This window comes from Caproiciproducens puteiluti (assembly GCF_052442865.1).
Taxonomy (GTDB): Bacteria; Bacillota; Clostridia; order Oscillospirales; family Acutalibacteraceae; genus Caproiciproducens.
On record NZ_CP194790.1, the window covers coordinates 325,061 to 348,126 of the forward strand.

General features: G+C 51.8%; 18 protein-coding genes and 1 tRNA gene. 8 read left to right on the plus strand and 11 right to left on the minus strand.

Features of this window, described 5'->3' with window-relative positions; all coding sequences use genetic code 11:
- The first annotated feature begins 2 nt into the window (after positions 1-2).
- From ACRQU7_RS01605 to ACRQU7_RS01620, 4 genes are all read left to right on the plus strand, one after another.
- Entirely contained in the window at positions 3-4,952 is a 4,950-nt protein-coding gene (locus ACRQU7_RS01605; RefSeq protein ID WP_444643230.1) for an FtsK/SpoIIIE domain-containing protein, read from the plus strand.
- Positions 4,953-4,973: 21 nt separating this feature from the next.
- Positions 4,974-5,657, plus strand: a complete 684-nt coding sequence (locus tag ACRQU7_RS01610) for a DNA/RNA nuclease SfsA (protein ID WP_444643232.1) — start codon at positions 4,974-4,976, stop codon at positions 5,655-5,657.
- A gap of 653 nt (positions 5,658-6,310) precedes the next feature.
- The gene (locus tag ACRQU7_RS01615; protein ID WP_444643234.1) at positions 6,311-6,520 is read left to right on the plus strand and encodes a helix-turn-helix domain-containing protein; all 210 of its coding nucleotides are present in this window, start codon (positions 6,311-6,313) and stop codon (positions 6,518-6,520) included.
- 53 nt (positions 6,521-6,573) lie between these two features.
- Positions 6,574-7,860: a tyrosine-type recombinase/integrase gene (locus ACRQU7_RS01620; protein WP_444643236.1), complete on the plus strand. Its 1,287-nt coding sequence runs from the start codon at positions 6,574-6,576 to the stop codon at positions 7,858-7,860.
- Between the two features lie 39 nt (positions 7,861-7,899).
- Here ACRQU7_RS01620 and ACRQU7_RS01625 read toward each other — a convergent pair.
- A tRNA-Ser gene (locus ACRQU7_RS01625) sits at positions 7,900-7,990 on the minus strand.
- 458 nt (positions 7,991-8,448) lie between these two features.
- On the opposite strand from ACRQU7_RS01625, the gene ACRQU7_RS01630 reads away from it, so the two are divergent.
- The gene (locus ACRQU7_RS01630; protein ID WP_038322076.1) at positions 8,449-8,895 is read left to right on the plus strand and encodes a cell wall hydrolase; all 447 of its coding nucleotides are present in this window, start codon (positions 8,449-8,451) and stop codon (positions 8,893-8,895) included.
- An 18-nt stretch (positions 8,896-8,913) separates the two neighbouring features.
- Positions 8,914-9,537 carry a hypothetical protein gene (locus ACRQU7_RS01635; RefSeq protein WP_444643238.1) on the plus strand — a complete coding sequence of 208 codons (624 nt, stop codon included), beginning with the start codon at positions 8,914-8,916 and terminating at the stop codon, positions 9,535-9,537.
- A gap of 78 nt (positions 9,538-9,615) precedes the next feature.
- On the opposite strand, the gene ACRQU7_RS01640 is transcribed toward ACRQU7_RS01635, so the two are convergent.
- The gene (locus tag ACRQU7_RS01640) at positions 9,616-10,437 is read right to left on the minus strand and encodes a hypothetical protein (protein WP_444643240.1); all 822 of its coding nucleotides are present in this window, start codon (positions 10,435-10,437) and stop codon (positions 9,616-9,618) included.
- Positions 10,438-10,591: 154 nt separating this feature from the next.
- Here ACRQU7_RS01640 and ACRQU7_RS01645 point away from each other — a divergent pair, with 154 nt between their 5' ends.
- Both ACRQU7_RS01645 and ACRQU7_RS01650 read left to right on the plus strand, forming a co-directional pair.
- Positions 10,592-11,839 (plus strand): ATP-binding protein, encoded by a 1,248-nt coding sequence (locus ACRQU7_RS01645; protein ID WP_444643242.1) that lies wholly within the window; start codon positions 10,592-10,594, stop codon positions 11,837-11,839.
- Positions 11,840-11,862: 23 nt separating this feature from the next.
- Positions 11,863-13,113 carry a peptidoglycan-binding protein gene (locus ACRQU7_RS01650; protein ID WP_444643244.1) on the plus strand — a complete coding sequence of 417 codons (1,251 nt, stop codon included), beginning with the start codon at positions 11,863-11,865 and terminating at the stop codon, positions 13,111-13,113.
- Between the two features lie 126 nt (positions 13,114-13,239).
- On the opposite strand, the gene ACRQU7_RS01655 is transcribed toward ACRQU7_RS01650, so the two are convergent.
- From ACRQU7_RS01655 to ACRQU7_RS01695, 9 genes are all read right to left on the minus strand, one after another.
- Positions 13,240-14,055: a C40 family peptidase gene (locus tag ACRQU7_RS01655; protein ID WP_444643246.1), complete on the minus strand. Its 816-nt coding sequence runs from the start codon at positions 14,053-14,055 to the stop codon at positions 13,240-13,242.
- 1 nt (position 14,056) lies between these two features.
- A complete protein-coding gene (locus ACRQU7_RS01660) occupies positions 14,057-14,857 on the minus strand; it encodes a serine hydrolase (protein WP_444643248.1) in 801 nt (266 codons plus the stop codon).
- Position 14,858: 1 nt separating this feature from the next.
- A complete protein-coding gene (locus tag ACRQU7_RS01665; protein WP_038322070.1) occupies positions 14,859-15,776 on the minus strand; it encodes an LD-carboxypeptidase in 918 nt (305 codons plus the stop codon).
- A gap of 1 nt (position 15,777) precedes the next feature.
- Positions 15,778-16,716, minus strand: coding sequence for an ATP-binding cassette domain-containing protein (locus ACRQU7_RS01670; RefSeq protein ID WP_444643251.1), 939 nt, complete (start codon positions 16,714-16,716; stop codon positions 15,778-15,780).
- Positions 16,709-17,749 (minus strand): ABC transporter ATP-binding protein, encoded by a 1,041-nt coding sequence (locus tag ACRQU7_RS01675; protein ID WP_444643253.1) that lies wholly within the window; start codon positions 17,747-17,749, stop codon positions 16,709-16,711. The genes ACRQU7_RS01670 and ACRQU7_RS01675 overlap by 8 nt, the downstream gene beginning before the upstream one ends.
- A 12-nt stretch (positions 17,750-17,761) precedes the next feature.
- On the minus strand, positions 17,762-18,757 hold the full coding sequence (locus tag ACRQU7_RS01680; RefSeq protein ID WP_444643255.1) for an ABC transporter permease: 996 nt from the start codon (positions 18,755-18,757) through the stop codon (positions 17,762-17,764).
- Complete coding sequence (locus tag ACRQU7_RS01685; RefSeq protein ID WP_444643257.1) at positions 18,757-19,698, minus strand: ABC transporter permease; 942 nt, start codon at positions 19,696-19,698, stop codon at positions 18,757-18,759. The genes ACRQU7_RS01680 and ACRQU7_RS01685 overlap by 1 nt, the downstream gene beginning before the upstream one ends.
- Positions 19,699-19,859: 161 nt before the next feature.
- On the minus strand, positions 19,860-21,716 hold the full coding sequence (locus tag ACRQU7_RS01690; protein ID WP_444643259.1) for a peptide ABC transporter substrate-binding protein: 1,857 nt from the start codon (positions 21,714-21,716) through the stop codon (positions 19,860-19,862).
- 137 nt (positions 21,717-21,853) lie between these two features.
- Positions 21,854-22,948: a dipeptide epimerase gene (locus ACRQU7_RS01695; RefSeq protein WP_141826965.1), complete on the minus strand. Its 1,095-nt coding sequence runs from the start codon at positions 22,946-22,948 to the stop codon at positions 21,854-21,856.
- Positions 22,949-23,066: the final 118 nt, after the last annotated feature.

The following is a 23,066-nucleotide window of genomic DNA, read 5'->3' on the forward strand; positions in this document are numbered from 1 at the left end:
CTATGGATTATATTTCAATCGCCGAAGCCGCAAAAAAATGGGGCATTACTCGCCGCCGTGTGCAGGTGCTATGCAATCAGGGACGGATTCCTGGGCTGACCAAGTTCGGCAAAGCCTGGGCGATTCCTAAGGATGCAGAGAAACCGGCGGACGCAAGGAAAGAGAAGCAAATGGATCCTTCAGATTCGGTTAGGAGGTATGGATTGATGTTAGATAAACAAAATCTTGTAACTGAATTATTGCTTGAAAAGCTTGCAGAGACAAAGGTCGGTATTCTCGCTAAGGGAATTGGTAATATTAACCCTGAGAAAATTGCTCTTGAATTGGCTACGAAGAGAAATTCACATATTTATATTGCAGCTATTGGCTACGATGTGCCAGAGGAAAAAGAAGAAGATTTCTTTACGCTTACACCATCAGTGGAAAAGGCAGTTCTGTGGAGAAGTGTACCTGAGTACGCGGGCAATATTGTGGTATTTGTAAAAAATGATGTAGATAAACTTCATTCGCTGGCGGAGTTTGAAGTGCTTTCTTTAAAAGACCTTTCGAAGTATCTTATTGAATTGCAGACTAAGAATGAAAGCAACACACCAACACAGAATTTCTGGAGTGCGTTACAGCAAACATCTGATTACTATTCTTTTGATGTAATCTTGGAATTCATCCAGGCCATCACTGCAACTGATAATATGGCTGAAGCTATTCCAAATAACATGTGGAGGCTCAATCTTCTGTGTGATGCTGATATTTTAGGAACAAAGAACAAGCCTGAAGAACGACTAAATCGGAATAGAGAATTGATTTTTGCGATTGGTCAGTTGAGTGAAGACTCAAGAAAAAAACTGAGTCGTTCTTTGGCCAGAACAAAAGCTGTTGATAAGGAGCGATTGCAGAGAGCTTATAATAATCTGCAAAATCTTTATAAGTATGGCAAAAGAGAAACCCTAAAGCTGCTGGACTTTTCTACTGTTCAGGAATTGTTTTCGGCTTCAAAGGCGAATGAACCTAAGAAAGAAAAAAATCCGCCAAAATCTAATCCAACTGAAGGTGACAGCGAGGAAAATGAAGAGATTACTGAGGCTACACCTATACGCCCTAAAGAATTAGGCCAGTTAATTTCAGATGCGATTGTTACTGGTAACGAGAAAGATATCGCAATTATAAAGGAATTGCTGGGTGAACTTAAGAAGCACTTTGATCCTGAAAATGAGGAAAATGATGACAGTATTCCGGCAATTGGTGGGATTTTCAACGACCGTAGCATTGTAATTGAAAATCATCAATCCGACCTTAGAAAACTGGTTGGAAAGGTTTGTAATGAGACCTCGTGGGGTGGCTTGATGGAAACAGAAGAAAGCGTTCTTAAAGACGCTATTTCTGCAGACATTAAAAGCTTCAAGCCATTCAATCCAACTGATTCTACATCGATGGTCGCCTTTAAGAGCGGTATTGATGGAAGTCAGGCGCTATTTGATTTTGTGATTCAGTTTGATGCTCAATTTGATGAAAAAGAAATTGACACAGCCGAACGGTTTAGTCCAATTATTAGCGAGTTGTCTGAGTATAGGAGTAAATTGCTTCAGAACCTGGATATGACTATGTATTATCCTGTACTGAGTTTTGGAGCTGACGAGGATGCTAGGCGGGTAATGTTGTCCTATATTGATGCATGGGCAAAGCTGTATCATGCATACTGTGTGAACGAACCGACTATGCGCCAAATAAGTGCGGGTGGCACCAGCTTTATTGCAAAAGCGTTGCTACTGCTGGATGTTTTGTACGTGAAGACTCCGAAGGAATGGAAAGGAATGCTATTGCCGATCCATCCTCTTTACCTGTGGAGATACTATGAAATTTTTAAGACATTGCCATCGAGGAAAGCGCAGTTGGATGAGGATGATGCCAGTTCCCTGACAGAAGTATTGAATCAACTTCCACAAGTTCTGAGCTTTCTCATCGCAAATAGCATTGTTACAGAAACCTCAGACGACAAGGTGTTACCATGCTCCGGAAATATCGAAATGCTTCCGACCTTTGAAAACAAAACTAATAGATATCTTGGTGACGATGGGACCCAATCTATTGGCGAGATATTGACACGCTGGATAGGCTTCGCTCCTTACACGAAAAATGAAATTCGCATCTGTTCAGTTGATGCACCTGATTTGATCGGAAATATTCGTGCAATAAAATCCTTCATGGATAAAAATGGATGCCGAAGAGTGGTGTATGATGTATATCTTACTCGTAAGCAAAATGGCAATACTGAGCTATCTAAGTTGGATTATTCCGGCAAGGATTATGAAATTGGAGAATTTATCAGGCAGAATAAGATTTCAATTAGCATTCAGAATGTTGATTCGGCTAATGAAGTGAAGGTAGCATTAGCACAAAAACCCGTTCATGTGGCCTTCTATTTTGACCAATCCGCTTATGAAATCGAATTTGGGCCAAATAATAAGAATCTGTACATTAATCCATTAGTTGTTACATATGATTATGATTTTGATGAGATTCAGCATAGAGGCAGTATCTATCCGTCCTCAGAAATTGATTCCGGCTTAATTGGTGATTATCATAAGTTGATGAAGTCTGCCGATGTAATAAGCAATAACATGAATCCACGTACTACTTATAACGGTAGTGCAGATATGACTGCTGTTATTTCAACAATTCAAGATGACCAAGTGCAATGGCTTGCCGTAGCCGACAGGGATACAAATAATTATGACCCGAAGGGAGCTATTCCCATCGGAGAAATGCAATACGACAGAAGAATGGTTAATGTATGGGCATCAAGCGATTCACGAATTATCACGCAGTACTTGACTATGTTGAGAGGCTATAATCTATATCCTAAGTCGGAGACGCTCATTGACATACTTAAAACATTTGGGCATATTGCATCCAATGGTCTGATTAGCATACCGAAGTTCGGAGCAGACGCACAGGCAATAGATAATAAAAAGAAGGGTCTAATTGGCACCTTATTTGCAGCATCCTGGTATACGAAGAACAATGCAGATTCTTTGGTTGCTTCTTTGGATGATTATAAAGCTCGTCTTTGGCTTCAGGATAGTAGATTCGGAGATGAGCGAGCAGATCTTGTTGGCTTACGATATGAAGAGACTACAAATACACTCCTTATTCAGCCTATTGAGGTCAAAACTCGTGACGAATCACCAGATGCGACAATTTCTAAAGGCGATGACGGAAGATACAACATTATCGGACATGCGGCTGGACAGATTGCAGCGATTGTTGGAATCCTCAAAGAGATTTTCTCCGTTGATGAAAATTCTACAGACATGTTTATCTCCGCACGTAGAGAAGTCCTCAAATACCAGATTGTATCAGAATGCTTTAGAAATATTCATGATTCTAATTGGCAAAAAAAGTGGTATATGATATTGAAAAAGGCCTTCGGGAATGGGAAAAGTGAAAACATCAATATTCAGGTGTCTGGTTTGCTCATACATATAAAACTGAGTCAAGTGTCCGGTGGCAAGGCAGTTCAGTGTGTGAATCCTGAATTTGATGATTGTCAAATTGAATATAGACTTTTGAGTGCGAAGGAAATACAGCAAGAAGTTCTTGGCGAAGGTACAATGCTTAAAGAAATGTGGACGCCCGATTTCGATTCAAGCGATAATATTCCTAAAACCGGCGAAGAGGATGCAGTAATTGACTTTGACGAACAAGACCCGGGAGCATTAGTAAGAAATGTTGATACGGATGAGATGTTTTCAAACGTTGCGCCTACCGCTAAAACTGCTGAAGAAAGCACGGAATATGGGCCTAAGAAGTCTACGGCAAAACCGGAAGAACAAGGTATGTCTGCTGAAAATAACAGTGTTCCCCAGGAGGAAATTGAGCAATTGGTTAAGGACTTTAAACGCTCTTGTGGCGACTACCACGTTATTCTTAGAGAATGCGAGGCTCGAAACACAGTTGTCGGCCCAAGTGTAATAAGACTTAAGTTTAAGTTGGGTCGCGGACAAACTCTTCAGGGGTTATCAAGCCACCTAGAGGATATCGGTCGTGAAATGAAACGAAGTGGAGTTATAATCCAACAGGTTCCAAACTCTGATGTATTACTCCTGGATGTTCCGCGCCTTCAAAGGGAAAAGGTTCTATTTAAGAATGTAATTCCTACTATTCCGCAGGTTACATCCCCAGAACAACTGTTCTTCCCGCTAGGAAGAACACCTAATGGGCGTGACTTGATTGAAGACCTGAGCCAGATGCCGCACATGCTTGTTGGTGGTAGTACAGGCTCTGGTAAATCGGTATTCTTGTTTACAATGCTTGCTGCAATGCTGATGACGCATCCGAAGAAAGAGGATATGCAGTTGATTCTTTCGTCCTCAAAGTTGGAGGATTTCATCCATTTTGAGGGGTTACCTCATCTATATTCAGGGAAAATTATCTCTGATGCTGCAGAGGCGACGAAGGTGATTAAGGAAGTCATTTTCGAAGAATCTGAGCGTCGTGGGAGACTGCTGGCAGAGGCCAGAGTTGCTAACATTATTGAATATAACAAGAAGACTGGAGAAAAACTGGCTCCGATTGTAGTTGTAATTGACGAGTTTGCTGATTTGGCAGACCAGTTGGAAACAACAAAGGAGAAGAATGCGTTCTATAAGCCTGTTCAAAGAATCGCACAGGCAGGAAGAAGTCGCGGCATCCATCTGGTGATCTGCACACAGCGTCCGGAGGCTAAATTGGTGCCGTCAACAACAAAAGCACAGTTGAATGGTCGAGTGGCACTTCGTGTTAATGATGGCATTTCTTCAAGGATGATTATTGAAGAGCCGGATGCACAGTATTTGCAGAAGCACGGAGATATGATTTATCGTAATGGTGATGTCATTGAACGAGTTCAAGGCTATCTGATTGAACTCGATGAACTCGATAAAATTGTTGATGATGTCATCAAGGGAAGAATTTGATTAAAGGTGATGGAGTAGTAGATGGCATTGAAACCGGAATTCGTTTGTGGGATTTTCAGGTCGGAAATAAAGAATCGATTCCTGTGCTCTGTATGCATTGAAGGTGAAGATGCTGTCTGCTATATTCCATCATCTTGCAGACTGAGTAATTTTATTGATTTAACTGGAAGGGCGGTATTGCTTAAGCCAATAATGACACCAAAGGCAAGAACATCATATTCTGTTTACGCTGTGAAGTATGGGCGCAACTACATACTACTGAACTTAGCTCAAGCAAACAAGGTCATTGAAGAACAATTGCACAAAAGGTATTTTTCTTTTCTGGGGAAAAGGAAGCATATCTCCCATGAAATAAAGCTAGGAAATTACAAAACAGATTTGTTTATACATGACACAAATACGCTTGTTGAAGTTAAAAGTATCTTGGCTTTTGACAAGGAGGCCTCTTTTCCGACAGTGTATTCTGAGCGTGCGGTTAAACAACTTAGAGAAATATCCAAGTTGCTTGATGCAGGCTACAATGCATGCTACATGCTGGTATCTTTAAATCCAAAAGTCAAAAGGATTGCTATAAACAATGGAATTGAAGATTTTTACCAGTTGTTTTCTGAATGCGTCAATAAAGGAATGACATACTACGCAGTATCTGTGCGTTTGGTTGAGCAAGAGCCAGAACTGTATTCTCGAATTATAATGACTTTATAAAGGCAGATAACATTGAAATCCTTCTTATGGATGCAAAAGTAAAAAAGACATGATAAAGAATCGGGGGCGTTCGAATTAAAGATAGAAGTAAATTCATTTCTAAGTCGCAATAATTAAAGAAAAAGCGTGGAGCCAAGTTTACAAAAACTGTGCTCCACGCTTTTACATTTAGATTTTTAAACTGCGCCGTACCCGGAAATATGAAATTGTACCCTTGTTCTCAAACTATGCGCATACCCCCCAAAAAAGTAGAGAGCAAATAAGGGCATTAATTTCTTTGTTATTGTAGAAGTCCGCAAAATTTCTTAGACTTTTTATTTTTGCAGAAATCTGCATCTTCCATTTATGTTTAATAAGCAAGACCGAAAACAAAGAGGTCTATCGGTACCTTGACAAGTTAATAGCCGGCTCCGGGAGTTATACGGGTTTGGGGGATAGTATGGCCATGACATCCATACGGATGAGCGTACCCACCAATTAAATCGCGCACAGCGCAGTCCGAGGAAACGAGTATACGCGGTGCAACGAAAGCGGCGCAGGAAATGGCCCGGAAGCCGAGCGTTTATTAATCATCCAGAAAACTTAAGAAACACGGTCTTTTGCATAAAAGGGAGGGATTTGATATAACACAGACACGTATTGCTTATAAGCATATGTTCCGGCAATACCCGGACGTAATCGACGTACATACTCTTCAGAAAATGCTGGGCATCAGCCGCCATCACGCCTATCGTCTTATCACTTCCGGCCGAATCAAAGGCCGGAAGGTCGGGAAGTCATATAAAATCCCCAAAGTCTATGTGATCGACTTCCTGCTGCAAAACGACGAAGCTGACACATTGGCGCAAAAGGGGAACTCCTGATATGCTGTAGATGTCGGCAGCAAAGAGCAACACTTTACCAAGGAGGCATTACGATGATAACCGGCAGCATACAGCCGAAGAACGGCAAATACTATGTCGTTCTTAACCTATACGATCACACGGGCAAACGACGGCCCAAATGGATCGGAACAGGGTATACAGTCAAAGGAAACAAAAAGAAAGCACAGGAGGTGCTGAACGAGCTTACACGACGATACAGCGCACAACTGCCGCCGTCAAAGCGCGGCCAACCGGCCTGCACCAGAACGGTGGATATGACTCTTCTGGATTTTCTCTATGAGTGGCTTGCCACTCGGAAGCCTCATATCCAACCGACCACCTACCACAATTACACCAGCATGATCGAAGGGAGGGTAACAGACTATTTTGACCCACAGAGGACCCTGCTGACAGAGCTCAATTATCATCAGTTGGACGATTTCTATAACTCCATCCGAAAGGACGGCTGCTGCGAAAACTCAGTGGTCAAATACCATGCCATGCTCAAGATGGCTTTGGACTATGCCATCCGAAAGGAATACATCCAGATCAATGCGGCGGATCGTGCGGTGGAGAAGCCTTCCCGGAAAAACAGGTACAGGCCCAATTACTATTCTAAAGATGAGCTGAACCGACTGCTTCGAGCAGTGACGGACGACGTGCTGTATGTGCCGATCCTCCTGACGGCTTATTACGGACTGCGGCGCAGTGAGGTCCTAGGCGTTCGTTGGGGTTCCATCGACTTCGAGAAAAAGACAATTGCCATCGAGCACAAGGTCATTGATGGATGCGCCGCGGGGCAGGAGGGTTTGTTGCTGATGGATGAGATGAAAACCAAATCCAGCCGTCGGACACTTCCGTTGCTTCCGGTACCGGAACGTGTTCTGCTGGAAGCGAAGGCCCGTCAGGCAGAGTACCGCAGAGTGTGCAGAAAAGGCTACTGCACGAAATATCTGGAGTATGTCTGCGTGGACAGTCTGGGGAATCTGCTGAGCCCGGCTTTTCTGAGCGCACACTTTTCCTATCTCCTTCAGAAGAACGGTCTGCGGCATATCCGCTTTCACGATCTGCGCCACACCTGCGCCAGCCTGCTGGTTGCTGAAGGTGTGGATATGAAGCGCATTCAGCTCTGGTTGGGTCACAGCAATTTCTCCACGACCGCCGACATTTATGCTCATCTGGACTTTGCGAGCAAACGCGAGACCGGGGCGGTGATAGGTAGCTTGTTGGATGAGTCACTGGAAAAGAACGGAACAGTGGACGAAACGACGGACAAGACAAAGCCTTGTATGTCAGATGAAGGGTCCGAGATTCAAATCATCAGCGGAGCAAAAACGTGAAAAAACAGTCATGGAAGCACACGCTTCCATGACTGACGTTGGCGGAGAGGAAGAGATTCGAACTCTTGCCCGGCGTAAACCGGCTACCGCATTTCGAGTGCGGACCCTTCGACCACTTGGGTACCTCTCCATATTCAATTTTACCCCGTTTTTCAGGGTGGCACAGGCGTTAGAAACGTGTTAGAATAGAGCCGTGGATTCCTGAGTACTGCGGCTCGGAAACCCAGCAAACACGGGCATCTGCGGAATTTGGCCACGGATTTGGACAAGCCCGTTTCGAGTGCGGCTCGTTATGACCACTTCGATACTCTTCCATATTAAATTGTCACGGGCAACGCCTCAAAATTATTATTTCGAGTGCGGCTCGTTACGACCACTTCGATACGCTTCCATATTCATGCTGATGATAAGGATTCCGGTGGCTACGCAAAGCCACTTATACATTTTATCGATTCGGAACGTAAAAGTCAAGTGTTTTTCAAGTTTCATAAGACTGTAAAAAATTCCGGCACAGCATAGGATGTTGTGCCGGAAGAGCAGTAAAGAACATATTATGCCATTAGACAACTTCTAAAATCAGGTGATAATATGCCATTAACAACAAGAGAACTTTTAGCGAAACTAATAAAATGCGAAGCGGGCGGAGAAGGAGACAACGGGATGCGCGCAGTCGCTTCCGTGATTGTCAACCGCGCGCAAGTGCCGAACGGAGAATTCGCCCGCGTAAGCAACGGCGGCGATATCCGCGCCATTATTGAACAGCAGGGCCAGTTTACCTGCATGAAAGAGATGGTCGCCGGCGCTTACAATGCTCAGAACGTATGGAATATGGACCCGGAGGATGTCCACTATGCGATCGCGGACTGGGCGATCGCGGGAAACATTTTCTCCGGGGTCGGGGACTCCCTTTTTTACTTCAATCCATTTAATCCCCAATGCCCGCCTTATTTCCCACCGGGAGGAGCCGGTGTGATTTTCAACAGAATTAATCAGCACTGCTACTATTCTCCTACCTCAGTATATGCAACTACATGATTCTAAGGAGGAATCAAAATGATGGACAATAATAATGCGGTTGGCGATTACAAAATGCCCCCATGCCAGGCCGCGCTTTATCCCACAGCAGAAAACATGAAAAATACGCCGTCTGTCCTGGAAGGCGTTGCGAGCTACAATTATATGAACCCTATCCAACAGCAAAAACAGCCTGCGCAGACAGCCCAGCAATTTCCCGCGGCTACCCTTCCACAGACGGGAATGCAGCAGTCGCAGATGGGGATGCTGCAATCAGTGACAGGGACCGGGCAGCAAACCGGCGCCGCTATGCCGCAGATTCCGTCCCCGCAGTCGAGCATAGGGATCATGAGGCAGTCCGGAGACGGGGTACCGCAAACGGCAGGCGGTCAGCAGGCGACAACGTCGGCGACACAGGTTCAGACCGGGATGCCGCCGAGCGTGGTTACTCCGGACAGTCTGCAATATCTGAACGGCTTTTTAAGAACGCAGATCGGCCGGCCGGTACTCGTTACTTTTTTGGTGGGGACCAATACGCTGACGGACCGGACCGGTACCCTGCTGGGTGTCGGTATCAACTATATCCTGATCCGGGAGACCCGGACCGACGATGTTCTTGCGTGCGATTTCTACAATATCAAATTTATCAGGTTCTACTATTAATTCGGAAGTGTTTTGTCTCCCTTCACGGGCCCGCGCAAGCCGCGGGGCCCGTAAAAGGGAGTGAAACCGGCGATTGCTCTAACCGGCGGCTTGCACCGTTTGGGCGGCTGAGGCATCGGCGGGCAGCTCCACAGCGGGCGCCTTGCCGATTCCTTCGATATTTCCGCTGATCTCACATTTGGAGATGGTCACCGAGGTACCGCTTCCGTCTATATTCTGAAAAATCTTGTTGACCGCTTCGGTCGCATCGAGCTCCACTCTCACAATCTGGCTGGATGCCTCGTCGACATAGCAGTAACCGTAAATTGGCGGCGCGCTGTCCAGCAGGGTCTGCACCACCGTCTGGGAACCCTGGGACATGCCCGTGGCGGTGACGATATTTTCAATCGTACTTCTCAGTACTTCATTCTGGAAGGTCAGTTCTATTTTATGTACCTTCTGCGAATCCAATACCGTTTCCCGTACATATTTCTGTCCGGAAACACTGCTGAGAAGCCGCAGAATATCGATTTGTTCCAGGGGGGTGGAGGAAACGCCCTGTGCGGAGGTCTTCTGCCAGCCGCTGCCCGCGTTTGAATAGAACCATACGCCGTCGCTGTCGGTGACGGTGTAGGACACGCTGCTGCCCGTTACGCCCCCCAGAAGCGAGGTCTGGGTCGATTTCAGTGCGAACGGCTTCGCCCAGTAAACGCTGGTGCTGCCGGTTTTATAGGAGTACGGTTTGTTGTTCGCGGTGAATTCCAGTGTATTGTCAATGGCGGCGGTACAGTTCTGAATGGCGTTGGCGTTGGTTTTCGCTTCGCGCATCAGTACGTCGGCGTCCGCTTTTGTGCCGCAGGCGGACAGCCCCAGCAAAAGCGCCACTGCCAGAAAGAAGCTTGCAAGTTTTGAAATCTTCATCATTTACCTCTTTGTTTATCTTTCTCTATTATGAATATCATATCAAATTTTTATTGGAATCGCAACCCAATTGCATCCCATAACTTGACATAATACCCGCAACAAGGGTAAAATAACAGATATTAAGTTTATAAAGACTGAAAGGGAGTTTTGCATGGATGAGAGGAAGCTGGCCGCAGCGAAAATGGCGTCCCTTTCAATTTATAAGGGCATTCTGAACCGCACGGTCCCCAAAGCATTTTATCGGCTTCTCTGGTCGGCAGACCGGTCCGAGGAGGAATTTCTAAACGCCTGGGGAGATTTTTTCGCCGTGCTTTGCGAGCGCGGATACAGCGAAAACTTTGCCGGGTGCATGACCGGCACGGCGCTGTATGACGAAAACGCGTATTCCCTTGCCGCGGCAGCCGGAACAACCGGCTTTCCGCAGCCGCTGATGGACGCGGTGGAACGCGACCTGCAGATTATTCTGGATATTTCTTCGATCACCCCGGAGCAGCTTCTGGACGGCTGCGGGTTTGCACAGGAACTTTCCCCGCTGCGTCTGCCCGGGTGGAAAACCGGCGAACCGGTGAGCGCGCTTCGGGGGGACCTGAAGGACAGCATCCGGAAAATGACGGAGTATTACCGTGAAAACGGCTGCGGGATGTATGCCCGCTACCGCGCGTTTATCTGGAGGGATAAAAAGATCCAGCCGGTCGCGTATCCCGACAAAACGTCGCTTGCCGACCTGAAGGGGTACGAGCTGCAGCGCGGGCTGGCGACGGACAACACCCTTTCCTTTTTACAGGGGTTCCCCGCCAACAACTGTCTGCTGTACGGCGACCGCGGAACGGGAAAATCCTCCACGGTCAAGGCACTGTTGAATGCATATTACAAAAGGGGCCTGCGGATGATTGAAATGCCGAAGGAATCCCTGATGGATTTTCCGCTTCTGGTCGATCAGATCGCCGCGATCCCGATGAAATTCATTATTTTTATCGACGATCTCTCTTTTTCCAAGCAGAACGATACTTATGCTGCGTTAAAGGCGGTGCTGGAGGGCGGTCTGGCGGCAAGGCCGGAAAACACGCTCATCTACGCCACCTCCAATCGCCGCCATCTGGTTCGGGAGACCTTTTCCGACCGGGAGGGCGACGACGTCCACCGCGGCGACACCATGCAGGAAAGCCTTTCTCTGGCGGACCGTTTCGGCCTTTCCATCAGCTTTACCCTGCCGGACAGGGAGCGCTATCTGGAGATTATCCGGCTGCTGGCAAGACAGCGGCAGCTTGAAGAGCATATGAGTGAACTGGAAAAGGGAGCGGAACGCTGGGCCACCGCGCGCGGCGGGCGTTCCCCGCGCTGCGCCAGACAGTATATCGACGATGCGGAAGCACGCATCAGGCGCGGACAGAAGATTTGATAAGAGACGGAAAGGAGCATACCATGCTGAAAAAAATAACGGCGGTATTTCTGTGTATAGCCATTGCCGCGGGGGCGCTTGCGGCCTGCGGGCCGAAAAACGATATCTCTTCCGGTGCCGGGACCAAGGATTTCCCGGTGACCATCGGGAACGTCACCATCAGTGAGGAACCGGCGGGGGTCGCGGTGCTTTCTCCGAACATTGCCGACGTGATTCTTGCAATCGGGTACGAAGCCCAGCTGAAGGCGAAGAGTGCGCAGTGTACCCAGAGCGACCTTTCCGTTTTGCCGGACGTGACTTTGGACGACGCACAGAAAATCAAGGACCTCGGGGCGCAGCTGGTATTTACCGACACCAAGCCCACCGACGAACAGCTGTCCGCGCTGAACAAAGAGGGGATCGCCGTGCTCACCGTCGCGAAAGCGACCGGCAGGGAAGACCTGGACAGGCTTTATTCCCAGGTCGGCGCGGCTATGAAGGGCGCGAAAACCGGTTATGAAAAGGGCAGGAAAATTTCTCAGGGAATTTTCCTTACCATTGACGATATCAGCCGTATTATCCCCTCCAGCGATACGCCGACCACCGTCGCGTATCTTTACGACACACAGGGCGGAGCCGTTACCGGCGACACTCTGGAGGGCAAGCTCATTGAATCCGCGGGGCTGGTCAACGCCGCCTCAGACGGCACGGGAAATCAGCTTTCCGCCAGCGCCCTGCTACTGGCCGACCCGAAATACATATTCTGCCCGACCGGCTTAAAGGCAAAGCTGGCGGCATCTGAGGAGTACAAAAAGCTAGGTGCTGTCAAGGAGGGCCGGGTTTACGAAATGGACCCGAATCAGATGCTCCTGCAGGGCAGGGGGATGATCGAGGCGGTCAGCTTCATGGCCGGAACCGTTTATCCGGAGCTTCTCGAAGGCACGGAGGCCTCCAGCGCGCCGCCCGCTTCTTCCAGCCCGTCTTCCTCCGGCGCGACGTCACAGCCCCCTCAGGGCAATCAGAGCAGTTCCTCTTCCTCCGCTTCTTCAACGGCGCCGGGAAATACAAATCTTACGCTGAAAAAAGGCGATAAGAACGACGATGTACTGAAGATGCAGAACCGGCTGAAAGAGCTCGGCTATATGTTTGTGACCCCGACCGGCGAATTCGCCGAGGGCACCGAGCAGAGCGTGAAGGATTTCCAGCTGCTGAACGGGCTCGTGGTCACCGGTGTTGCCGACCCGGAGATGCTGAAGCTGCTGTATTCGGCAAACCCGGTTCCGCGTAAGGATTGATGAAAAACACAAAAGGCCTTGTACATTCTATATGAATGGTACAGGGCCTTTATTCACGAATAGGACCGATTCTTCCGCAATACGGAAAACCGCCCCGCTGCACAAATACAGCGGGGCGGCTATTTTTTAGAAGATGCTGCCCGCACAGAGCAGCTTTTCGGGCAGGTCGGCCCGGTAATCCGGGGCCTTGGGGTCGAGGCTGTTGATGACGACCCCGTGGCAGTTGTTGCCCGCCGTCGCGTGGATGTACCGGCTGTCGCCGAGATACATGGCAACGTGCCCGGGGAAAAACAGCAGGTCACCTTCTTTGATATCCTTGAAGGAAATTTCATGCATTGCGAATTCCGGCAGAATGTGCGCGTCGCGGCAGATCAGCACTCCGTTCATCAGATACGCCATGGAGCACAGGCCGCTGCAGTCGATGCCGAGCGGCGTTTTTCCGCCCCAGCGGTACTGTGTGCCGAAATAGCCGAGCGCGGTGTTTACCAGTGCTTTCCGCAGAGCGGGCTCCTCTTTTTTGTCCCATGACGTGATTTGCTCCCCGAGGAACGCGCCCCAGGTAAAGCCCTCCCGTCCGTCGCAGAAGCGGACGCGCTGCCAGCCGTCCTCCGGCTGTCCCACGGGGCTCAGCAGGCCGCCGCGGGTCACCGAGCCCACCGGATGCCCCTGCACCTTCGGCTCGTCAAGCACATCGGCGTAAGCCTGCAGGACCGTTTTTTTAGGGGCGGCGTCCCAGTCCCGGACAAAGCCTTCCCCAAAGCAAAGCGACGCCTCAATCACCCAGCCCTCGTAGCGGTAATGCGTGCGCACGCGCGCCCATCCGTCCCGCCGTTCCAGAATTTCCACCGTCATGCCGCAGAGCGCCTCGTCGGTCAGCTCGCTGTTGCGGTCCGGCAGCTCCATGAGCGGTACGACGGCGTCTTTTATCAGTGCGTATTCCATGTCATCCCTCTTTATAATAGTCGTAGACCTTGCGGGAAAGTCTGCCGATCAGCTTTTTGGACAGTGGATTTTCATCCGTGTCGTCCGTGGAGTCGGTGACAAAGCACCCGAAATAATATTCGTGGCCGGGCAGGGAAAAGATGCCTGTGTCGTGATTCAGATAATCCAGCCCGCCGGTTTTGTGCGCGGCGGAGAAGTCCCGGTCGGCAATGTACCGCAGCGCCATGCTGAAATCGCGCTGGCGTTCCAGAATCCCCAGCGCGTAACGGCAAAGCTCCGGCGTCAGGATCGAAGCGCGGCGCAGGCTTTGAAACACGGTCAGCTGGTCCTGCGCGCTGGTGTAATTGTTGCGGCCCTGTCTGACCGCCTCCCAGTCGAGCATTTTCCGTTCGAGAACGGTGGCTTTCAGCCCCAGCTTCCGGCAGCAGGCGTTTACGGCGTCCATACCCAGGAATTCAATTAGCACGTTGGTGGCGGTGTTGTCGCTGTTGATGATCATCCAGGTGAGAAGCTCCTCCAGCGGGTATTCCCGCACGCCCCGGTCGAAAACCTCGGTGTCGTCCAGAATTTCTTCCCCGGGCAGGCGGAGCATCTGCCCGACGGACAGATTTCCGCTCTGTACCATATCCAGCGCCGTCAGGAGGATGGGCGTTTTGATGGTGCTGGCCGAAACCATCCGGTCTTTCTCATGAAAGGAGAGCAGCGTTTCGTCCTGATCGAAGTCGTATACCAGAAGCGAAACCTTCGCGTTGATGTCCTGAATTTCGTTTTCCGCATAATCACGCAGTTCATCCCGTTTCATATCATCCCTCCAATACCGTGATTTTTCCGGAGATGGAATTCATTTCGATTTCCTTTCCCAGCGGCAGGCTCATGCTGGGAAGGCTGTGCCCGCAGGCCAGATTCATCAGGGCGGGCTTGTGTTCTGGCACGAGCAGCTCTTCAAAAACCTGCTGCAGCGTCAGTGATTTCTGCGGGTCCTCCGCCGCGCAGTCGGTGAAGGAGCCGAGAAGGATTCCGGCGCAGTCGCGGAATTTTCCGGCCATTTTCAGGTGGTTCAGCATCCCGTCTATCCGGTACGGCTCCTCGCCCACGTCCTCAAGGAACAGGATTTTATCTTTGGTGTTGATTTCATAGCAGGTCCCGAGCGACGACGACACAAGCGACAGGTTGCCGCCGGTCAGGATTCCCCGTGCGCAGCCGCCGACCAGCGTTTGGACCGGCATGTTGTCCGGATTGCGCAGCTCGCCGGTTTTTCCGCCGAACAGCACCTTTTTCAGGCTGTCCGTGGTGTACTCATCCATGCCCCGGTACCATTCCGTGGCGGGCATGGGGGTGTGGTAGGTGACCATGCAGCACTGCTGGTTCAGCACGATGTGCAGGGAAGTGATATCGCTGTAGCCGCAGAAGAATTTGGGATGCCTGCGGATGCTGTTCCAGTCGATCTGATTCATCAGGCGCTGCGCGCCGTAGCCCCCGCGGATGCAGAGGATGCCGTCGATTTCCCTGTCCGCGAACGCCGCGTTGACGTCGTTGGCGCGAAGCAGGTCGTCCCCGGCCAGGTAGCCGTGCGCCCTGCGGCAGCTTTCAAAAATGACGGGCTTTAAGGAAAGCTCTTCCACCGCCCGGACTGCCGGGCCGAAGCGCTCCGGGGGAACCGGGCCGGCCGGGGCGATCAGCGCGACGCGCGCGCCCGGGAACAGTGGTTTTGGCGTAAACATGTTATCCCTCCAATATTTTCCGGTACTCTTGCAGCTCGGGCTCGTTTGCCAGTACAAAATGGCCGGGCTCAATTTCGCACCAAACCGGTTTGTCGACCGAGTAATCATGCATTTCGGGGTCGTACACCAGAAGCCGCTTGTTCTTTTCCGCGGCCGGGTCGGGCAGCGGAATCGCGGAAAGCAGCGCGCGGGTGTAGGGGTGCAGCGGGCGGGCGAACAGCTGCTCGGTTTCGGCCAGCTCCACCAGCACGCCTTTGTGGATGACCGCGATGCGGTCCGAGATAAAGCGGACAACGGAAAGGTCGTGCGCGATAAACAGATAGGTCAGGCCGCGCTTTTTCTGCAGCTCGGCAAGCAGGTTCAGCACCTGCGCTCGGATGGAAACGTCGAGCGCGCTGATGGGCTCGTCGGCGATGATGAAATCCGGCTGCATGATCAGTGCGCGCGCAATGCCGATGCGCTGCCGCTGCCCGCCGGAAAATTCGTGCGGGAACCGGCTGGCGAATTCGGGCAGCAGGCCCACGTCGGTCAGCGCACGGTCGACCTCCTCCCGCCGCTCCTTTTCGCTCAGGTGCCTTCCGCAGTTGTAAAGACCCTCTGAGACGATATAGTCCACCTTGGCGCGCTCGTTCAGGCTCGCCATCGGGTCCTGAAAAATCATCTGGATTCGGCGTGTCAGCTCGCGGTCAAGCTCCCGTGAAATCGGGCCGTTTATTTTTTGGCCTTTATAAAGGATTTCGCCGCCGGAGGTGGGGTTGATCCGGATGATTGAGCGGCCGATGGTCGTTTTTCCGGAACCGGATTCCCCGACCAGCCCGAAGGTTTCGCCTTCCTGAATCGAAAAGCTTACGCCGTCCACGGCGGTAAATTTCTGCTTTCTGGTGCCGAAAGTGACGGTAAGGTCCCTTACTTCCAGCAGCGGCGCTTTTTTCTCAGACATGGCCGCTTACCTCCCGGTGCAGATTCCGGATGATCTCCGGCGGGTCCACCCTGGGCGCGCGCGGGTCCAGCAGCCAGGTGCGCGCTTTGTGGGTGGGGCTTACGTCAAAATAGGGCGGACGCTTGACAAAGTCGATTTTCAGCGCGCGCGGGTTGCGCGGCGCAAACGCGTCGCCCTCGATGTGCGTGAACAGGTTCGGCGGGGCGCCCTTGATGGAGTACAGGTTTTCGCCCTTGACGCCGAGCTGCGGCAGGGACGAGAGCAGCGCCCAGGTGTACGGGTGGCGGGGATTGTAGAACACTTCCTCGCATTTCCCGATTTCCACGATATCGCCCGCGTACATGACCGCGATGCGGTCGGCCACGTTGGCGACCACGCCCAGGTCATGGGTGATATAGATCGTCGTCAGATCGTATTTGTCCTTTAAATCCTTGAGCAGCTTCAGAATCTGCGCCTGAATAGTCACGTCCAGCGCGGTGGTCGGTTCGTCGCAGATCAGGATTTTCGGCTTGCACGCGACGGCGATGGCGATGACCACGCGCTGGCGCATCCCGCCGGAAAATTCATGGGGATACTGGTGCATCCGGTTTTGGGCGTCGGAAATGCCGACGTCCTCCAGAATGGAAGCTGCCGCCGCTTTCGCTTCGGCCCCTTTCAGCCCCTGATGCAGCTCGATCGCCTCGCAGATCTGGTAGCCGATGGTCTTGAGCGGGTTTAGGCTGGTCATCGGGTCCTGCAGCACCATGGCGATTTCTTTGCCGCGCACCCCGAGCCATTCCTTTTCGGTTTTCAGCTTGCTCAGGTCCTTGCCGTCATAAAGGATTTCTCCGTTTGTAATCGTGCCGTTCGCGTCCAGAAGGCCCATAAAGGTCTTGACGAGGACGGACTTGCCGGACCCGGATTCCCCCACGATCGCAAGGCTTTCCCTCTTATAAAGATCGAGCGATATTCCGCGGATTGCGTGAAGAATGCGCCCGCGAAGATTAAATTTTACTTCCAGGTCTTTTACGGAAAGAATAACTTCCTGTTCCATTCTTCAGCCTCCTTAAACATGGTTTTTCGGGTCGGACGCGTCCGCGAACGCATTGCCGATGATATAAAACGAAATCGTGACGACGGAAAGCGCGATCGCGGGGAAAAACAGCTGGTACCGCAGCGCGGGGGAGGTCATCAGCACGCGGCCCTCGTTGATGAGGTTGCCGAGCGACGGGATGCTGACCGGAAGCCCCAGCCCGATATAGGTGAGGAACACCTCGTTGCCGATGGCGGCGGGAATCGCCAGCGCCATGCGCAGCATAATGACAGACACGAGGTACGGCAGCAGGTTTTTCAGCATAATGCGGCGCGTCGGCGTGCCCAGACAGCGGGAAGCCAGATTGTAGTCCCGGTCGCGGATAATCAGAATCTGGTTGCGGATAAACCGCGCCATGTCAAGCCAGCCGGTCAGGCACATGGCGAACACCAGCGTCGAGATGCTGGGCCGCATAATGTAGGAGAACAAAATCAGGACGACGGTCTGGGGAATATTGTCCAGCACGTTGTAAATTTCGGTGAATAACCGGTCAAGCTTGCGAACGTAGCCCCAGAGCACGCCCATCAGGATGCCGAGCACCGCCTCGCTGAGTGCGACGGCGAAGCCGATCAGCAGCGAGGTGCGCGTGCCGCTCCAGACGCGGCTCCACAAATCCTGCCCGATGGAGTTGGTGCCGAACCAGAATTCCCCGCCGGGCTGCAGGTTTCTCAGCTGCAAGCCGTTTGCGCCGTTGAAAATTTCCGTCGCGGAGCGCTGGCCGGGGATCATCGGCTGGATAAAGGTGAACAGGAGGATGACTCCCATTAAAATCAGCAGGGACAGAGCGACTTTGTTTTTCAGAAAAACCTGAAAGGTGGAGCGCCAGTAAGAGTAGTCCGAGTAACCGGTACGCTCCGCGGCGGCCTCGTCAAAGCCCGCAAAGGCGAACAGCTCGTCGTCGCTCAGTTCTTTGAGGGATTGGTTGATGCTGGTTTCCACAGCGGCGGATTTTTTGTGTCTCAGAGCCATTACCGTGCACCTCCCTTTTTCACAAAGCTGATGCGCGGGTCCATCAGGTTCATCAGGATATCGCCGAGCAGCAGGCCCACAATGCCCACCGCGGAGTAGATCAGCACCAGCGCCTGCACCATGTTGTTGTCCTGGCGCTGGATGACGTTGACCAGAAGGCCGCCCATGCCGGGGACCGAATACAGCGATTCAATATAGATGGAACCGGCGATGGTGTACAGCAGGGAGGTCGGAAGATACTGCACCATCGGTACGAACGCGTTGCGGAACACGTGGTTCTTCATAATGGATTTGCTGTCCACGCCTTTCGCGCGCGCAAGCCGTATGTAATCCTTGTTCAGCTCGTCGACCATATACCGCCTGAGCCACATGGCGTAATAGGCGATGTTGCCGAGCGACAGCGATACGGTCGGCAAAATCCAGCTGACCGGGTTCGCTGCGCTGAACAGGATCGGCAGGCCGAGCCAGTCGGTAAAGTAGAGCTGTACCAGAAGGTAGTAGACGGCGGCGGGTACGGCGGTGATAAATACGATGAACGCGGTGCCGAATTTATCCCAGAAGCCGCTTTTGCTGCGCGCCATGGCGGTGCCGAGCGGAAGGCCCAGCAAAAGGGCGATCGCCATGGAGGCGAGACCCATATAGATGGATACCGGAGCTTTCGACGCAATGATCTCCATGACCGGCACGTTGGGTCGGTAGATCAGCGAATCGCCCAGACTGCCGTGGAAAATCTGAATGTAGAAATTTTTGAGCTGGATCGGCAGCGGGTCGAGAAGCCCCATGCTTTGCAGGGCGGTGTGAATCTGATTTTTATCCAGCTTGTCGAAATTCTGGAAGTACCCCTCGATCGGCATCAGCCTCATCAGGGAAAACACAATGGTGATGATGATAAAAAGGGTAATCAGGGACTGTGCCAGCCGTCTGGCTGTGTATTTTAACATGGCAATGCTCCTTTGCGGCAGGATATGAGAATAGCCGTTCCCAGGAATGCCCATTCTCATATCCTATCGATCAAAAATAGGAATAATGGCTCCGCCGCGCTTCAACGGAGCCATTATTCTTTCGCTTATCCTTTAATCTGCAAACGGGAATCGGACCCGTATTATTTCTTTGCCTTCGCAAGCGCGGCCGCACGCTCTTCGTCCCATTTCTTTTCCGCGGCGTAGAATTCATCCATGCTCATGGGCTTTTCAAGCAGATGCTGTCCCTTGTAGCGAAGAATGGAAACGCCGAACGGAGCGTACTGGTAATCGAATTCGTTTCTCTTGGTGACCTGATATCCGTCGGTGTTCAGGCCGTAGGGAATGACGAACGCGTTGTTGATAAGGAAGGCTTCCGCCTTGGCAAACGCGTTGTAGCGCTTGTCGAGGTCGGTGGATTCCGCAATCGCGGCGTTATACAGGTTGGTGTAGGTCTTGTTGCCGTCGGCGTCGGTGTAGCCCTGCGCCTTTTCGGGCCAGTTGTAGTTGCCGCCGCCCTCGCCGTTTGCGTCGTTCGGCTGGAATGGGTCGGTAAAGGTCTGCGGGTCGGCGTAGTCGGGGCCGAAGTTGACCTTCATCAGCGCGTATTTGCCCGCGCGGCGCGTAGCGGAAAGGAACCCGGTCGACGGGCCGGCCTCGGGGATAATATCGATGTAATCCTTGCCGAGCAGGCCCTCGAGCTGCTGCTCGACCACCTGGCACTCTTTATCCCAGTTGGCGGTGGTCGGATTGTACGGCATCAGAATCTTGACCGGCAGGGTCGCGCCCGCGGCCTTCAGCTCCGTCTTTGCTTTTTCGGCGTACTTTTTGGCTTCGTCCGCCTGGAAGGAATCGCGGGCGGTGATCGCTTTCAGGTCGCCGATATTGGTGTAGTCCGTACCGTCCAGATCGACCAGGGCGGGCGGAGTGACCGTGTTCAGAAGCTGTTTATCCGGATTGTACGGCTCCGCGACGGCAAGTGCCTTGATGCGGTCAAGGCCGTAGAAGATGGATTTGCGGAAATCCTCGTTGTTGACGGCCTTGGTCCAGTTGTCCGGCTCGTACTGCGCGTCGAACTTCGGGTTGAAGTTGAAGGCGTAGAAGTAGGAGTAGCACTGGCTGCGGCTCGGGCTGACCAGATTCTTGGTGGAATCGTCCTTCATCCACTGGTCGAGAATGTCGGAGGAAATATAGGCCTGATCGATTTCTCCGCGCTTATACATCTCCGGCGCGAGAGTGTTTCTTTCCTTATTATAGGTTTCGGTAACGGTGCCGATGTAGACCTTGTCTTTATCCCAGTATTTGTCGTTCTTGGTATAGACGTGGGAGACCTGGGGCTCATAGGTAGTCAGAAGATAAGAGCCGTTGTACAGAAGGCTGGTATTGTCGACTCCGAAATTGGCGCCCTTTTCCTTCAGAAAATCGCCGTTCGCCGGCAAAAAGCAGACGTAAACAAGCATGGAAAGGAAATACGGGGTCGGTTTGTTCAGCGTGTAAACCAGCGTGCTGTCGTCCGTCGCTTTCACGCCGACCTGTGAAAAGTCCGTGATCTTCTTATTATAGTAGTCCTCCGCGTTTTTGACCACACTGTAAAAAATATTCGCGGTTTCCGATTTATAGGTGTCCGTCAGAAGATACTGGGCGGCGTCCACGAAATCCTGCGCCTTGACGTCGGCGACCTCTTTGCCGGTGCTGTCCACCCATTTTACGCCCTTGCGCAGGTGGAAGGTCCAGGTGAGCTGGTCATCGCTGGTTTCCCATGTTTCCGCAAGGCCGGGCTGTACGACGCCGTATTTGTCGTACTCGATCAGGCCGTCCACACAGTTGGCCGCGACCGCCTGTTCGTTCTGGTTGCCGGAAATCAGATAATTCATGGTCGTGAATTCTTCGGAATAAAGCTTGCGGTAGTTTTCGGACGAGCTCTCGGCTTTCTGGCCGCATCCCGCCAGCGTGCCGAGCAGCATTGCGGCGCACAGCAGCATTGATAACAGCTTTTTCATCGTTTATCCTCTTTTCTCTCTTAATGATAGACCCTACAGTATTTCCGGTTGATTCTGCAACAAGGCTGCGTTTTGTCTCGCAAACGGAAATGGAATTGCTGTAGGCTGCCTGTTATGATAAAAGGACGGCCGGTGCCTTATTTACCGTCCTCTTTAAATGCGGGAACGGTCTGAATCCCAATACCGGGAAGGTCGTTCATGACGATCCGGTTTTCCAGAAAATCCGGGCCGCCCTCAAACGGGTCGGTTCTGCACAGGGACGGTCCGTCCAGGTCGGCGCGGGTGATAATGCCCTTCGCCGCGGCAAGGTGCGCCGCCGCGCTGACAGCCAGCTTGCTTTCCAGCATGCACCCGATCATGCACTCCACGCCGTAGGTCTCCGCAATCGCGCAGATTTTCAGAGCGCCGTAAATGCCCCCGGTTTTCATCAGCTTAATATTGATCAGGTCCGCCGCGCCCGTGCGGATGATCTCCACCGCGTCCTCGGCGGAAAACACGCTTTCGTCCGCCAGAATAGGGGTGGAAACAGCCTGCGTCACGGCGCGCATTCCGTTGAGGTCGTGCGCCCTCACCGGCTGCTCGCACAGCTCGATGTCCAGCCCGCGGTCCTCCATCGCCGTCAGGATGCGGACGGCTTCCTTGGCGGTCCAGCCCTGGTTCGCGTCCACGCGGATTTTCACGTCTTTGCCCACCGCTTCGCGGATGGCGGCGATGCGTTCAATATCCTTTATGCCTTCCTTGCCGACCTTCGTCTTTAAAATGCGGTAGCCGCGCTTCACCGCGTCCACGCTGTCGCGCACCATCTCGTCGATCGGGTTGACGCTGATGGTCAGGTCGGTTTCCAGCTCTGTGCGGTACCCGCCCAGAAGCCGGTAGAGCGGCGCTTTGTAGCGTTTTCCGTACAGGTCGTAAAGCGCCATGTCCACACAGGCCTTGGCACTGGTGTTTTTCTGGATACAGGAGTGGAGCTTCTCCATGATTCCGTCCATGTTTTCGATTTCCATGCCCAGAATGGCCGGGCGGATAAAATCGCGGACGGCGCAGACGACGGAGCCTTTCGTATCGCCGGTAATCACCGCGGTCGGCGGCGCTTCGCCGTAGCCGACTTCCCCGGTATCGGCGGTGATCCTGACGACGATGTCCTCCACGTTTTCCACTGTGCGAAGAGCGGTTTTGAAGGGAGTTGCCAGCGGGATAAAAATCTCGCCGATCTCTATTTCCTTTATTTTCAAGAAGAGCCTCCTTCGGCATTCCATCATAATTCTGAATAATGCAATTTCTCAATTAAAAAAATTCATATATCAATAATTATATCACTGTGAAGCATTTTTGTAAAGGTAAGAAAGGGGG

Bases quoted from the DNA above. Each gene is read 5' to 3' on its own strand.
- ACRQU7_RS01680 (WP_444643255.1), bottom strand. From the start codon at position 18,757: ATGGCTCTGAGACACAAAAAATCCGCCGCTGTGGAAACCAGCATCAAC.
- ACRQU7_RS01675 (WP_444643253.1), bottom strand. From the start codon at position 17,749: ATGGAACAGGAAGTTATTCTTTCCGTAAAAGACCTGGAAGTAAAATTT.
- ACRQU7_RS01655 (WP_444643246.1), bottom strand. From the start codon at position 14,055: ATGGAATACGCACTGATAAAAGACGCCGTCGTACCGCTCATGGAGCTG.
- ACRQU7_RS01650 (WP_444643244.1), top strand. From the start codon at position 11,863: ATGCTGAAAAAAATAACGGCGGTATTTCTGTGTATAGCCATTGCCGCG.
- ACRQU7_RS01685 (WP_444643257.1), bottom strand. From the start codon at position 19,698: ATGTTAAAATACACAGCCAGACGGCTGGCACAGTCCCTGATTACCCTT.
- ACRQU7_RS01615 (WP_444643234.1), top strand. From the start codon at position 6,311: ATGTTCCGGCAATACCCGGACGTAATCGACGTACATACTCTTCAGAAA.
- ACRQU7_RS01670 (WP_444643251.1), bottom strand. From the start codon at position 16,716: ATGTCTGAGAAAAAAGCGCCGCTGCTGGAAGTAAGGGACCTTACCGTC.
- ACRQU7_RS01605 (WP_444643230.1), top strand. From the start codon at position 3: ATGGATTATATTTCAATCGCCGAAGCCGCAAAAAAATGGGGCATTACT.
- ACRQU7_RS01635 (WP_444643238.1), top strand. From the start codon at position 8,914: ATGATGGACAATAATAATGCGGTTGGCGATTACAAAATGCCCCCATGC.
- ACRQU7_RS01690 (WP_444643259.1), bottom strand. From the start codon at position 21,716: ATGAAAAAGCTGTTATCAATGCTGCTGTGCGCCGCAATGCTGCTCGGC.
- ACRQU7_RS01665 (WP_038322070.1), bottom strand. From the start codon at position 15,776: ATGTTTACGCCAAAACCACTGTTCCCGGGCGCGCGCGTCGCGCTGATC.
- ACRQU7_RS01660 (WP_444643248.1), bottom strand. From the start codon at position 14,857: ATGAAACGGGATGAACTGCGTGATTATGCGGAAAACGAAATTCAGGAC.
- ACRQU7_RS01610 (WP_444643232.1), top strand. From the start codon at position 4,974: ATGGCATTGAAACCGGAATTCGTTTGTGGGATTTTCAGGTCGGAAATA.
- ACRQU7_RS01645 (WP_444643242.1), top strand. From the start codon at position 10,592: ATGGATGAGAGGAAGCTGGCCGCAGCGAAAATGGCGTCCCTTTCAATT.
- ACRQU7_RS01620 (WP_444643236.1), top strand. From the start codon at position 6,574: ATGATAACCGGCAGCATACAGCCGAAGAACGGCAAATACTATGTCGTT.
- ACRQU7_RS01640 (WP_444643240.1), bottom strand. From the start codon at position 10,437: ATGAAGATTTCAAAACTTGCAAGCTTCTTTCTGGCAGTGGCGCTTTTG.
- ACRQU7_RS01630 (WP_038322076.1), top strand. From the start codon at position 8,449: ATGCCATTAACAACAAGAGAACTTTTAGCGAAACTAATAAAATGCGAA.